This is a genomic window from Photobacterium sp. GB-72 (genome assembly GCF_003026095.1).
Taxonomy (GTDB): Bacteria; Pseudomonadota; Gammaproteobacteria; order Enterobacterales; family Vibrionaceae; genus Photobacterium.
Window position 1 is genome coordinate 18,856 of the sequence record NZ_PYNV01000028.1, and the last position, 13,869, is coordinate 32,724.

Annotated in this window: 17 protein-coding genes; 14 read left to right on the forward strand and 3 right to left on the reverse strand. The window is 40.5% G+C overall.

Going from position 1 to position 13,869, the window contains the following annotated elements:
• Positions 1-27 precede the first annotated feature (27 nt).
• From flhA to C9J40_RS20835, 12 genes are all read left to right on the forward strand, one after another.
• A complete protein-coding gene (flhA, locus tag C9J40_RS20780; RefSeq protein ID WP_107208373.1) occupies positions 28-2,121 on the forward strand; it encodes a flagellar biosynthesis protein FlhA in 2,094 nt (697 codons plus the stop codon).
• 32 nt (positions 2,122-2,153) lie between these two features.
• Positions 2,154-2,984, forward strand: a complete 831-nt coding sequence (locus tag C9J40_RS20785) for an EAL domain-containing protein (protein WP_107247889.1) — start codon at positions 2,154-2,156, stop codon at positions 2,982-2,984.
• Positions 2,985-3,217: 233 nt separating this feature from the next.
• Positions 3,218-4,087 (forward strand): lateral flagellin LafA, encoded by an 870-nt coding sequence (gene lafA / locus C9J40_RS20790; RefSeq protein ID WP_107208371.1) that lies wholly within the window; start codon positions 3,218-3,220, stop codon positions 4,085-4,087.
• A gap of 266 nt (positions 4,088-4,353) precedes the next feature.
• On the forward strand, positions 4,354-5,688 hold the full coding sequence (fliD, locus tag C9J40_RS20795; RefSeq protein ID WP_107247890.1) for a flagellar filament capping protein FliD: 1,335 nt from the start codon (positions 4,354-4,356) through the stop codon (positions 5,686-5,688).
• A 13-nt stretch (positions 5,689-5,701) separates the two neighbouring features.
• Positions 5,702-6,097: a flagellar export chaperone FliS gene (fliS, locus tag C9J40_RS20800; RefSeq protein WP_005364335.1), complete on the forward strand. Its 396-nt coding sequence runs from the start codon at positions 5,702-5,704 to the stop codon at positions 6,095-6,097.
• Positions 6,084-6,386: a hypothetical protein gene (locus C9J40_RS20805; RefSeq protein ID WP_107247891.1), complete on the forward strand. Its 303-nt coding sequence runs from the start codon at positions 6,084-6,086 to the stop codon at positions 6,384-6,386. Before fliS ends, C9J40_RS20805 begins: the two co-directional genes overlap by 14 nt.
• Positions 6,387-6,389: 3 nt before the next feature.
• Entirely contained in the window at positions 6,390-7,469 is a 1,080-nt protein-coding gene (locus C9J40_RS20810; RefSeq protein WP_107247892.1) for a flagellar hook-length control protein FliK, read from the forward strand.
• A gap of 23 nt (positions 7,470-7,492) precedes the next feature.
• Complete coding sequence (fliL, locus tag C9J40_RS20815) at positions 7,493-7,978, forward strand: flagellar basal body-associated protein FliL (protein ID WP_107208366.1); 486 nt, start codon at positions 7,493-7,495, stop codon at positions 7,976-7,978.
• A 10-nt stretch (positions 7,979-7,988) separates the two neighbouring features.
• Positions 7,989-8,717, forward strand: coding sequence for a FliA/WhiG family RNA polymerase sigma factor (locus C9J40_RS20820; protein WP_107208365.1), 729 nt, complete (start codon positions 7,989-7,991; stop codon positions 8,715-8,717).
• A gap of 9 nt (positions 8,718-8,726) precedes the next feature.
• The gene (gene motA / locus C9J40_RS20825) at positions 8,727-9,584 is read left to right on the forward strand and encodes a flagellar motor stator protein MotA (protein ID WP_107208364.1); all 858 of its coding nucleotides are present in this window, start codon (positions 8,727-8,729) and stop codon (positions 9,582-9,584) included.
• Complete coding sequence (locus tag C9J40_RS20830; protein WP_107208363.1) at positions 9,584-10,582, forward strand: flagellar motor protein MotB; 999 nt, start codon at positions 9,584-9,586, stop codon at positions 10,580-10,582. Before motA ends, C9J40_RS20830 begins: the two co-directional genes overlap by 1 nt.
• A gap of 65 nt (positions 10,583-10,647) precedes the next feature.
• Complete coding sequence (locus C9J40_RS20835) at positions 10,648-10,941, forward strand: hypothetical protein (RefSeq protein WP_107208395.1); 294 nt, start codon at positions 10,648-10,650, stop codon at positions 10,939-10,941.
• Here C9J40_RS20835 and C9J40_RS20840 read toward each other — a convergent pair.
• Positions 10,938-11,213 carry a hypothetical protein gene (locus C9J40_RS20840; protein ID WP_107208362.1) on the reverse strand — a complete coding sequence of 92 codons (276 nt, stop codon included), beginning with the start codon at positions 11,211-11,213 and terminating at the stop codon, positions 10,938-10,940. The two genes, C9J40_RS20835 and C9J40_RS20840, sit on opposite strands and share 4 nt — an antisense overlap.
• A 171-nt stretch (positions 11,214-11,384) precedes the next feature.
• On the reverse strand, positions 11,385-12,080 hold the full coding sequence (locus C9J40_RS20845) for a class I SAM-dependent methyltransferase (RefSeq protein WP_199187102.1): 696 nt from the start codon (positions 12,078-12,080) through the stop codon (positions 11,385-11,387).
• A gap of 448 nt (positions 12,081-12,528) precedes the next feature.
• Between C9J40_RS20845 and C9J40_RS20850 the strand changes: the two genes are divergently transcribed.
• On the forward strand, positions 12,529-12,810 hold the full coding sequence (locus C9J40_RS20850; RefSeq protein WP_105062575.1) for a hypothetical protein: 282 nt from the start codon (positions 12,529-12,531) through the stop codon (positions 12,808-12,810).
• A 71-nt stretch (positions 12,811-12,881) separates the two neighbouring features.
• Positions 12,882-13,589 (forward strand): SDR family NAD(P)-dependent oxidoreductase, encoded by a 708-nt coding sequence (locus C9J40_RS20855; RefSeq protein ID WP_107247893.1) that lies wholly within the window; start codon positions 12,882-12,884, stop codon positions 13,587-13,589.
• Between the two features lie 67 nt (positions 13,590-13,656).
• Here the strand turns inward: C9J40_RS20855 and C9J40_RS22355 are convergent, their stop codons facing one another.
• A complete protein-coding gene (locus C9J40_RS22355; protein WP_255419003.1) occupies positions 13,657-13,779 on the reverse strand; it encodes a hypothetical protein in 123 nt (40 codons plus the stop codon).
• Positions 13,780-13,869: the final 90 nt, after the last annotated feature.

Below are 13,869 nucleotides of genomic sequence, written 5' to 3' on the forward strand. Positions count from 1 at the left end.
TTTACCGGATTGGATGAAGGACTTCACATGTTAAATTGGCTCACAACACTCAAACAGTCGAGTAAAGGTTATATCGGTATTCCTATCGCCTTACTGATGATTCTGGCAATGGTAATTTTGCCATTACCTCCTATGCTGCTCGATGCCTTATTCACCTTTAATATTGTCTTGGCCATCTTGGTATTGTTAGTCAGTACCACAGCAAAAAGGCCGTTAGACTTTTCTGTTTTCCCCACCATTCTATTGGTCGCGACATTAATGCGACTCACTTTGAATGTGGCCTCAACACGTATTGTATTACTGGAAGGTCACAATGGTGGCGATTCAGCAGGTAAAGTGATCCAAGCTTTTGGTGAAGTCGTTATTGGCGGTAACTATGTTGTGGGTATGGTGATTTTCGTGATTTTAATGATCATCAACTTTGTGGTGATCACCAAAGGTGGCGAACGTATCTCTGAGGTAGCAGCCCGTTTCACCCTTGACGCCCTACCCGGTAAACAGATGGCAATAGATGCGGATTTAAACGCGGGGATTATTGACCAAAACCAAGCAAAACAGCGCCGTCGTGATGTTGCCAATGAAGCGGATTTTTACGGTTCAATGGACGGTGCTTCAAAGTTCGTTCGTGGTGATGCCATTGCGGGTTTATTGATCCTATTTATCAATATCATCGGTGGTATCAGCATCGGTGTTTTTGAATACGGACTCAGCGCTTCTGATGCTTTTAAAACTTACGCCTTACTGACCATTGGTGATGGTCTTGTCGCGCAAATTCCTTCACTGTTATTAGCCACCTCTGCCGCTATTATTGTCACTCGTATTAACGACAGTGATGATGACATGACGCAAGCTATGCAGAACCAACTGCTTGCCTCACCTGCAACCTTATTCACTGTTGCTTCTGTGATGGCCATCATAGGTATTGTGCCAGGCATGCCGCACTTGGCATTTTTCAGCTTTGCTGCAGTATTAGCCTTTGCGGGCTGGCGACAATATAAAAAACCTCACCACCACCAGCAACTCGACGAAGTTGAAGCCGTTTCTCAAGCCATGCAACTCGACCACGAAACGCCATTAACATGGGATGACATTCCTCATGTTCAAAGTATGTCGTTGTCGCTCGGTTTTCGTTTAGTCCATCTGGTTAATAAAGAACAAGGCGCGCCACTCACCCAGCGTATTCGCGGTGTTCGTAAAAATCTTTCTGAGCAAGTCGGCTATTTGCTGCCTGAAGTGAATATTCGCGACAACCTAAGCTTAAAACCGAATCACTATACTATTGCCGTTCATGGCGAGATCATTGAACAAGGCAGCATTGAGCCTGAGCGTTTAATGGCTATTGCCGTGGGTGATACTTATGGCGAAATAGATGGCATCCTTGGTCACGATCCTGCTTATCAACTCCCTGCGGTATGGATTGAAAATAGCAACAAAGCAAAGGCCTTGAACATGGGTTACCAAGTTGTAGATGACGCTACCGTCATTGCCACTCACATAAGCAAAGTGATGAAAGTACATTTAGCCGATTTGTTTACCCATGATGATGTGGATTTTATTAATCAACGTTTGGCGCAACAGGCACCCAAATTGGCGGAAAGTTTAAGTGCAGCATTAACGCCTGCTCAGCAACTGAAGGTGTATCGCCAATTACTCATTGATCAAGTGCCACTTAAAGATATCCGTACCATTGCCAATACCATGTTAGAAGCGTCTGAAAACACCAAAGATCCAATCTTAATTGCTGCTGATGTGCGTTGCAGCTTACGCCGTACCTTGGTGAATCTACTCAATGGTGATAAGAAAGATCTTAACGTCTATGCCCTATCCGATGAGCTTGAGCAAATGTTATTAACATCACTTCAACAAGCACAAGCCAGTGGCAATGTGATGCTAGATAGCTTTCCAATTGAGCCAAATATTTTAAGCCAATTTCAACAAAATATGCCGCTTGCGAAGCAACAATTAAAACAGCAAGGCGCAGCCCCTGTGTTGCTAGTAATGCCACAATTACGACCACTGCTATCTCGCTATGCGCGTACTTTCGCCCAAGGCTTAGCAGTATTGTCTTATAACGAAATTCCTGAAAATAAGAATATCAATATCATTGGCAACTTAGGTTAATTCATTCCCGTGAAATTGAACGAGGACGAGCTATGACAACGCAACACACATTACACACCATGGACGAACTTTACATCTATATTCAAAGTATTATCCCATCGTTAACCCGCAATAACGACGATGCGATCCTACTTGACGCATTTGAGCAAAACGATGTTAGTCATGTGTGTCAGGCTATTCGCGAAACCACCACCAATCAAGTCACCTACCAACACCTAACATTACGTTTTGGTAGTAATAACGAGCAAAGTGTTTACCAATTTGATGTTTCTAAACCTGTACAATTTCTGTTTGATCTCTATAGCTTATATTTAGCCGTCCGCCATATTGAGTTTCAGCTATCGACTTTCCATAAAGATATTATTAATCCGTTAGTGGTGCCGATAAATTCAGAAACGCTATCATGGCCTATTGGACAAGGGTTTATTAATCAGGTTTTTCAACATCATTCCGTTGCAATGCAGTACATTATTCCCTGTGTTCAACTTCATGACATGGAAAATAGTGAATGCCATAACATGATGACGTTAAATGCAAATTTAGAATCATTAAAAAAGAAAGCGGTTAAACTCTGGATAGATATTATCCCACCCACCCGCTATTTAGAGACAATAAAAAACATTAAACCTGATGCAATTAAAACGTCGCATATCCTCAATGATGATCATAAGCGCTCAGGCCTGATTCCCGTCATTCGTTTTATCCGTAAAAACAATACATTATTTATTGCGGGGCGGGTGGGTAGCCAACACGAACTCAATCAATATCGTCTACTTGGCGCGCAATATTATTTCGGTTACGTCAGTGATATACCAATGTCGGTATCAATGAAAAAAAAGGTTGCGAATAATAATCAAATATAAAACCATGACTTTTATATCTCTACATCCCCTTAAAAATTAATGAGGTTTTCTTATTTAATATCAACACGATTTAATAAGAAAACCTCATTTATTTGGCTCAATATCAAATTTATTCTCCAATTCTTTTATTTTTTGAAAATATTAAAAATAAAAATTAATGATCTTTTCCAACTGACCGCATAGATACAGTGAGCAGGAAATACCTCGATAGATTGATTACAAGGAGAACTATCATGGCTCTATCTATGCACACCAATTACGCATCACTGGTTACACAAAATACACTGAGCAATACTAGCAATTTGTTAAACACAGCAATGGAACGTTTAAGTACAGGTTTCCGTGTAAATTCAGCTGCAGATGATGCTGCTGGTCTTCAAATCGCAACACGTCTAGATGCGCAAACTCGTGGCATGTCTGTAGCTATGCGTAACTCGCAAGACGGTATTTCAATGATGCAAACCGCTGAAGGTGCGATGGATGAAATGACTAACATCGTTTACCGCATGAACGACCTTGCGACACAGGCATCAAACGGCACAGTATCAGCCAATGACCGTGTAGCTTTGGACGCAGAATTCCAACAGCTTGGTGAAGAGCTTGCCAACGTAATGGCATCAACCAGCTTTGGTGGACAAGATATTTTGACCGATGCAGGCTCATTTGGTGCAGGCGCAGTCAACTTCCAGATTGGTACGCAATCAGGTGATCAACTAGCTGTTGATGTATCAACTGAAGTACAAGCCGTGAATGCAACCATTGGTACTTCAGGCGCATTAGCTTTAGGTGATTTAACGTCTGCAGCTAACGCACAAACAGCACTAACGACTTTAACAGGTGCTAACGGTGAAGCGGGTTTACTGAAAGAAATCGGTGATGCACGTTCTGCACTGGGTGCCAACATTAACCGCCTTGACCACACCATCACTAACCTGGGCAATATGGTTGAGAATGTATCTGCAGCCAAAGGTCGTATTGTTGATGCTGACTTTGCAGTGGAATCTTCAAGCATGACTAAAAACCAAATGTTAATGCAAGCGGGCACAACGGTACTTTCACAAACTAACCAGTTACCGGGTATGGCAATGTCGCTACTTCGCTAAACTGTAGTTTCTTTTTCCTAAGCCTCCCTCGTGGAGGCTTTTTTGTAGCCATCATTAAATATCAGTAAGTCGGTATGTCGAAAGCTAGCCATTAGTAACCCTTTGGTTAATAAACGGAACATAGGAATAAAGCAGGAAATAACAAACGGAAATCACATTTCCGCCACCTAACGCGACAATCATAACCACCTGTTTTTAAATGCTTTATATCGAGAAAGTTTTGGCATAGCTCTTGCCAATATAAATAGTCACTTAAGGAGTAATCAATGAATTCGTTAGATCCTATTCAAATGGCCACTCAACTCGCCACCTTTGATGTACAGCCATTTCAGCAGCGGTATCAATTACAAGCAGATAAGTACCAGAGCCAATTAAGTGCATTGGGTAAAGTAGAATCTGCCCTACGTGATTTTCGCGCAACAATTCAAAGCATCAACAGCTCAACTGCCAGCATTATTCAAAATAAAGCGACATTAAGTGACGACAGCCACTTTTCCGTCAGTGCAAATGCAAAAGCGTTAAGCGGCAATTATCAAGTCTTTGTTGAGCAAGTTGCCAGTGCCCATCAGGTCAAAACTGATATGCCAGCAAACTTGGAGTCAACAACGTCTGTACCTAATACAGGAACCCTTTCATTCACTGTCGATGGTCAGACTCTAGATCTTGATCTTTCGACAATAGATAGCGATGGTGACGGGCAATCCACCATATCAGAGCTCACTACAGCAATTAATAACCACCCCGATAACCCCGGAGTCAATGCCACGTTAGTTCGTACCAGTGGTCAAACTCATTTCATGCTAGCAAGTAACGAAACAGGGATTGCGAACACATTAAGTGTTTCTTCGAGCACAGGCACAACATGGTTTGATGATGCTTTTACTAACTTAACTGAAATAAGTGCGCCACAAGATGCAGTGATTTGGCTTGGCGCGGAAACCACCGGCTTAAAACTAACCAATAGCAGTAATACGTTTTCCAATGTTATTGATGGTATTGATATTACTGCAACCAAAGCACAAACCTCTGGTGATACAGCCATTTCTATGGCTATCGATGCCGATCAAGATGCCACCTTGGAGCAAGTTAATTCATTTATTGAAAGCTATAACAAGGTGATATCCAACCTTGATAGTTATACCCAAACAGGCTCAGCAGATACCAAACGTGGTGCACTGGCCAATGATCCCACTCTTCGCTCAATAGAATCGCAATTAAATAACCTTTTACGCGATCAATTTGAAGGCAAGAGGCTGTCTGAAATTGGGATCAGTATTAACCGCGAAGGCAAACTTGAAGTTGATAACGATAGCTTTAAAAACGCCCAACAAACCATGGGTTCAACCATTGAATCCATGTTCAACGGTGACGGTAATTTATTCGATTCATTAGAAGATTCGCTTAAACCTTTTCTCCAATTTTCTTCAGGCATGTTTACTTCTCGCAAAGATGCCCTGAGAAACAACATCGATCGTATCGACGATAAACAAGCCAACCTTGAACGTAAATATGACATGGCTTACACCCGCTACCTCAAACAATTCACCCAAATGAATCAAATCATGACCCAAATGCAGCAAACCCAAGGTTTATTTGGTTAAAAGGAGTACAACAATGTTAATGCAAGATGCAGGTTTTAATTCATATCAACAAGTCGACTTGGATGCACAAGCCGCTTCAGCCTCCCCTCATCAATTAGTTTTAATGCTTATTGATGGCTTTCAAGATGAACTGATCCGTGCACAAGGACATATCGAAGCAAAACGACTCGATGCCAAGGGGATCAGTATCAATAAATGCATGAATATCTTAATAGGGCTAGATAGTGCATTAGATTTAGAACTTGGCGGCGAAGTTGCGGCCAATTTGCATGATCTTTATGAGTTTTGTCAGCTTGAACTTTACCAAGCAAGTGTCAAAAACGATATCTCCCACCTCGATAATGTCACTTTAGTGATGAACAACATTCGTGAAGGCTGGCAAGGATTTGGGCAGCATGCAGCCAAGTAATTCCATATCGCTAAAAGTGCTTACCGCAAAAATTCAGCAAGCTGCTGCGACTGAAAATTGGTCTCGCTTACAGCAGCTTGATGATGTGTTACGTACGCTGTTACTACCGCTTAACTCGAAACCTAAAACAGCGCAACAGCAAGTACAAATAAAGGCGTTAATGGCTGCACATCGCCAAGCATATCTTGCGTTACAACAAGCACAACAAATACTGCAACAAAAAATAGCAACTGCTGACAAGGAAAAAGAACGCCTTGAGGCTTATCAGTCAGCCAACAATATGGAGTGAACGATGTTAATTAATACTGCGCTCACCAAAATTGACAATGTATCGTCATCATCTGATATCAAACAAGCTGGGATGCTTGTTGAAAGCTCAGACGCTACGGTAGGGCAAGAAGGTTTCTCGCAAACATTACAAATATTTTCTCAGCAAAGCGAAAGTACGTTACCAGAGCTACTATCAGGCAATGCCAATACAACAGATCTTGAACAGCGAGACTCTGCCTCAGTACCGCAACATCAAACATTGCTGCCGATACCGCCAAGTGAAATTGAAATAGCCGTAACTACATCAACCATTGGCAATTTTCCACTTAATCACTTAGCTACACCATCAACAACAAGCACACTGTCCTCTGCTTCATTTACGCAGAATGCATTATCAAGTTCTCATCAGATGCTAAACGGTGTCAATACATCTGCGCTTAACCACGCAAACAATCCTATTAAGGAAGTCATCGCACCACTAACTATAACTTCACTACCCAGTTCTGCCTTAGAACAAATGTCATCGTTAAACGCGGTAAAAACACCGCTTTTCAATGGTGAAATGCCTGCACCACAATTGGTTCAAAATCTTACCGCAGTCGAACAAGTTTTATCTGCTCAAGCACAAACACAAACACAAACCAACATAACGGTTAATCGTGTGAATTGGGCTCCCATAAGTGTTGATCCTCAATCTTCACAATGGGGTGAGAAAATGCTGAATATTCTACAAGATCGCGTTTCTCTTCAAGCGACACAAAACATGCAAGAAGCACGTATTCGTTTAGATCCACCAGATCTTGGCAAGCTTGATCTGATCGTCAAAATGGATGGCGATAAGTTGAATGTTCAAATCAGTGCTAATAACAATGCAGTACGTGATGCACTTAACCAAGTCTCTGAACGTTTACGCCATGATCTCCAGCAGCAATTTGTCAGTGTCGATGTCAACATCAGTCACGGTAAGCAAGATTCCCATTCAGATCAAACCGCACAACACTCAACCCAAGATGATAACGATCACAGGGTAATCACTTCCACGTCATCTGCAGACGTTGAAACATCGACAACCAATGAGCATTGGCTATCTACGCTCGCATAATTTTCTTATTTAGGATCAGGATGATGACTAATAAAAAAACACTTTCTAACCTGTTTATTATATTGCTGATCAGCATTATTGTTGCTATTGCCACTTTTAGCGCCACTCTATGGTATAGCCAACAGAATACGTCCACTCCAAACATCGATGTATGGTTCACAAACGTCTTTGAATCAGAGCCAGAAGCTACGGCACAACCTGCCTTTCATCCTCTCGATAAGGTCGTTGTCAGTGTAAAAGGTGAACGCCAAACTCATTATGTGATGATTGAGCTAGCAGTCCAAACCCACTATCCCGAACGAATAAAACAAATCGATAGCTACATGCCGCTCGTTCGCAATGCATTACTCAAAATGTTCAGCAAGAAAAAGTATGAAGAGTTACAAAACCAACAATCTATCGATCAATTACAGCAAGAAGTAAAACAAACCCTGACCGCAGCCTTTGCCAATACCACGATCGCTCGTGATATTGATGATGTGCTTTTTACCAAATACGTCATTCAATAATGAGGTGAGTATGCTTGATCACAACCCAACCACTCACTATAACCTCGACACGGCCCCATCGCCGCAACAGCATCATATTGATGAAGATTTATTAATCCGTCATCACCTTGTTTTAGTAAAGCGCGTGGTTAATCAACTTCGTCACCATACTAGCCCACATTGCAGTTATGAAGACATGCAGCAAATTGGATTAATTGGGCTGTTAGAAGCGGCGCGACGTTATGGCGATGTCGAAGATCCTCAATTTCCAGCATTTGCTGTATGTCGTATTCGTGGGGCGATTTTAGACGAACTGCGACGATTAGATTGGCGTTCTCGTCATACACGCCAACAAGCTCATGAGCTGAACGACATCACCCGTGACTTAATGAAACAACTTGGCCGACAGCCCACAGAAGCTGAGATCACATCTGCGCTTGGTATTGATAGTGAAAATTATCAACTGCGTTTACAAGCCAGTATGGCAAGTGAAATGCAAAGCCTTGATCAACTGCTAGAGGCCGGTAAAGAGCTAGATGCACCGTTGGAATATAACGGTGTTGAACATGAACATATGCGTCGCACACTGGAATACGCTTTAACGCAATTATCAAAACGAGAGCAGTTATTGCTGACCCTGTTTTATCAACATGAACTCAATCTACATGAGATCGCGTTAGTGCTAAACCTTACTCCACCGCGTATTTGTCAGCTGCATAAACAAGCACTGAAATCCCTCAATCACTATTTATCGGCTTAGGAGCTGTATATGCAAAAGTTAATCGGTGCCATCATCATTATTATTTGTGTTTTTGGTGGCTATGTTTGGGCTGGCGGAAATTTACGTGCAATTTGGCAACCCGCCGAGTTTTTAATTATTGCCGGAGCAACATTGGGCTCCTTGATCATTGGTAACCCACCGCATGTTTTAAAGGAAATGCGTCAGCAATTTCGTCAAGTACTCTCGCCTCGTAATAATGAGGCTCAGTACTACATGGAATTAATGGCATTACTGCAAACCTTGCTTGATACCGTTCGTAATAAAGGCTTTAAAGCACTCGATGAGCATATTGAGTCGCCTCAAAGCAGCACGATTTTTAATCGCTACCCTCTCATTAAGCATGACCATCATGTTATTTCTTTCATTACAGACAATTTACGTTTAATGGCAATGGGACAAATGTCGCCTTATGAACTTGAAGGGTTACTAGAACAAGAAATCAGTGCAATAGAAGAAGACTTACTCTTGCCTTCGCGTTCTATGCAACGTACCGCAGAAGCCTTACCTGGATTTGGTATTTTGGCAGCGGTCATGGGGATCATCATTACCATGCAAGCCATTGATGGCTCTATCGCCATGATTGGCTATCACGTTGCTGCCGCATTAGTCGGTACTTTTCTTGGAATTTTTGGCTGTTATTGCATTCTAGATCCTGCCAGTAATGCCATGGCACAGCGTGTTAAACGCAATATGTCAGCATTTGAATGTATAAGAGCAACACTTGTCGCCTATGTCGCTAAAAAGCCGACCTTATTAGCTATTGACGCAGGAAGAAAACATATTCAGCTAGACATTAAACCTACATTTAACGAAATGGAGAGGTGGCTAACTGAACAGGAGGGATAATGCAGAACACAGAGCAGATCGTCTTTAAACGTGCAACAAAACGACATTCACATGAACATCACGGTGGCGCATGGAAAGTCGCTTTTGCTGATTTTATGATTGCTCTTATGGCACTATTTTTAGTGCTTTGGTTAATGCAAGTGGTTGATCAAAAGGAACGTAAAGCCATTGTTGCTTATTTAAATAGTGCCAGTGTTTTTGACGAAGGCGCTGGCAATCCTTTTGATACCGCCAACAGCTTATCCCCTATTGATTTCGGTGGCGAAGCTGCCGATCTAAGTTCTCACAATGCAGCGATGACAATAAAATCGTTTTTTGATGGTAACGGTGATGGCCCTGAAAGTGATGCGTTAATTCCAGGTAGTTTTGAAACCCAAGCGCAATTAGCGATCCTTGCTTCAGTTGTTGAAGAAACGGCTAAGCAAGTATCAGCTCAAGGTAATATTTCAGTTGATGTGACACCGCAAGGGTTGAGGATCATTTTACAAGATGACTTCAAACAAAATATGTTTCATCGTGGCAGTGCTGATTTAACGCCCTTTTTTGAAGATGTATTATTAAACATTGCCCCTATTTTTAAACAAATCAGCAATTCACTGATCATCAGTGGCCACACAGATGCGACTCCGTTTAAACGCCAGTTTAGTAATAGATCAAACTGGGAACTCTCTTCTTCCCGTGCCAATGTCGCAAGACAGACGCTGATTGCTGGCGGCATGCCAAGCAATCGAGTACTTCAAGTTGCAGCAATGGCAGAACGTGCCCTACTGAACAAACAATCCCCTAATGCCAGTGAAAATCGTCGAATTGAGTTATTTATCTTAACGACACCCGCAGCCAGTGTTGTAGATGCTCTTTTTGGTACAGGAAATCCTGATAACATTGTTGATAAAGCTTACGAAAAAGCGCGTCTTAATCAACCCGTGCTACGAAGCGACTATATAAACCATTCAGTCACCCAACCAAAAGAAATACAGCCCGTCGTGTCTAATTTATAAGCTATATTTTATAAATATTGAATACAATGCTTGGTTTTGGTGAGATTTTAGTGGATGTGTGCCCAATGACTCATACACAAATAAAACAGCGTAAAGCTGATAATTTACAAAAGACTTTTCTATGGCTGATCGTCATTGATTATGTTCTGCTGTCTTTTTTTCTATTTCAGCTTGGTTCGCTCGATTTACGTACTGGCACAATGATCAGCCTGTTATTGATCTTTTATAATGGTTTGTTAGCGTTTTTTTGTTTTCATCGCGCGAATAGAATAGATGATAGCTACATTATTTACCCTATCATCTCGGCTATATTGCTCGCTTTCGTCTGCTTCTTGTATTTCTTCTTTTTAGTGGCTTAACGTCGACGACAAAAAAATCTTACCACTATTTTCCCCAGCCAAAAGCTAACCGCAAACAATGAGATAAAAAAGACACTACTACATGCGTACGCCCACATAGCAGATAAACGAAAGAAATATCCAAAGCTAAATGCTATGCCATTAAATGCTTCAAATGGCATCTGTAACCATGGCGTATTGGAAGAACTTCCTATTGTTGCAACGACACAAATTAAAACAATGCAGGCAATACATAAGCCCAGTTTATTTTCGACATGCTTCATTTTATTCATCAGCTCAGTATTCGTTATTGTGTTTCATAAACGAATATATAAATTACCATAGAATGACTTCAGCATTAATTGAAGCAAGACAATTAAAGAAATAGAAAAATACAAATGGATAAATCTAAAACGGGTTACCCAGCAGTCATCATTAATCACTGCTGGATGCCCCTTTAATCGTTACTTCTTCACACACACGACGATTGCATTACCTGATTCCCCATTCCAAGGAATAAGTTTCTCGTAGTCATGTTCAAACATATGAACATCGAAATATGGCTCAAGTAGTGCTTGAAGTTCAATAAAGCTCACCGCAACCATTGGATGCTCATCATGCCAAATTTCAGTATTGAGTGTGTCGGCTTTTTCAATACTCAATTTCAGCGCTTGTTTCTCACCTTCACCTTGATAATACCAACCAGAGCTAAAAGTAAAACGACTGTTATCATGTTCCACACTGTGGCTGACAAAGTAATTATTGTTGATTAAGTTCTTTTCAACCGCATTGAAACAAAATATACCATCTTCTTTTAATGCCGCATGTGCACTTTCAATACAGCGCGTTAAATTGACAAGACCGTCACTGTAATGAATCGAATATAAAAAACAGGTAATCAAATCCAATGGCTGATCAACTTTAAATTCGCACATATTCTGTAAAACAAAGTCGGCTTCTGGACAGCGAAGTTTTGCTAGATCAAGCATTGGCTGATTGATATCTAAGCCAGAACTTTGAAAACCATGATCAATAAAGTGACGAACATGAGGACCTGTTCCACAGGCAAGATCTAGATGTCGCGTACCTTTATTACCAAATAATTGGTGAAGTCGACGAACACATTCTGCTTGGGCTTGGTAGTTAATATCTGCACACATGAGATCGTAGTAAGAAGATAGATCAGTGTACAGCGCAGTAGAAGATGTTGTAGTCAATTCGATATACCATACAGGAGTAATTGACGCGGATAGTATAGTAATTACTAATCGTTAAAAAACACACTTCTTTGTCGTAACGATAAATATGATTAATCAAAAACCGCGAGATCAATATTACTTGGATGTATTCCAAAAACGCTAAGCTAAAGCTCACCTAATACATCAGATTACATTTTATTTTTTACATCCCGTTACAAAATAAAACGTGAGTTCAAAGCCTTGCTTATAAACTCACCTTTCACATAGGATAAAAGCATACTTTTACAGCTAAATTTAATTAGAACGCTATAGCTAAATATTATTTCAATGTATTAGCAGCACCAAAGACGTATTACTCAAACTTTCGTTTTCAATTTTTATACGTTTGGTGAAATATAAGGGAATAATTATGGCGATTAAATTTCAGTTTTTTACGCTTAACAACGACAGAAAACAATACACTTTTATAGATATGTCATCTTCGACATTTCTGAAAGAGAAAGAAGCATTACTGTCTCAAGGCTTTGAAGTGTTAGATGATGTGATTTATGCAGAAACAAGTGAAGAAGCAGTAGAGCACTATAAGTCGAACTTCATCTACGTATTAGAAGAATATAACAAAGCTGATAATCCCTTTTATAGTGTATTACTCATTTTCGAATCTATTCGAGATTACTTTAAGCGTAAGTAATTAAAACAAAACTATTTAGCTAAACTCATCGTATAGATACTTTGTTATTTCAATACGATGAGTTTCTCTTTATGCATATATTGATATTAGGTGGCACAGGTGGCATTGGTTCAGCCTTAATAAAAGCATATCTAAGCCAAGATTCAGTCAATCATATCCATGCGACATACCACAACAGCCATCCAACTATTGAATACCCTCAACTTACTTGGCATCGTACTGATGTCAGCAAAGATTCTGATGTGGCTAAATTATCAGAAACAGTTGGCCAGCTTGATATCGTGATCAATACGGTTGGCATGTTACACAATGGCGATATGATGCCAGAAAAAACGATTACTCAATTTGATAGTGATTTTTTCAATCAAAATATCGCAACGAACGTATTACCTACACTGCTCATCGCTAAGCACTTATCTCCTAAATTAAAATCAAAAACATTGAATTACTTTGTTACTGTTTCGGCAAAAATTGGCAGTATTGAAGACAATCATTTGGGTGGATGGATAAGTTACCGAAGTTCAAAAGCAGCATTAAATATGGCTTTGAAAACCATTAGTATTGAATGGAAAAATAAAAAATTTAATACCTGTGTATTCGCTTTTCACCCCGGCACGACAGACACAAACTTATCAAAGCCTTTTCAGCGCAACGTGCCAGAAGGTAATTTACAAACGCCAGAAAAAGTCGCTGCAGCATTAATTAACTTGATACAGCGACTGAACTTAAAAGATAATGGAAAATTCTTCAGTTACGATGGCACTGAAATTCCATGGTAGTTAAAAAATTATCCATACTAATAAGAAGTGGCCACTACCCACTTTCCTGATTCAAAAGGGGGACGTACTACTGGCCTTGGTATTGAGCATCTACAGGTCCAAAAGCTGCTGCTGCATAGTATGCGGCACCAGCAGAAACGGCACCATAAACAGCATTTTGTATAAAACCGCCATCACCTCCAGCATCCACTCTTGATATTTCATCTACAGTTAAATGATTCCTTCTATATTATAAATACACTACAATCATTTAAAATTATAATATAAAAATATCATACAC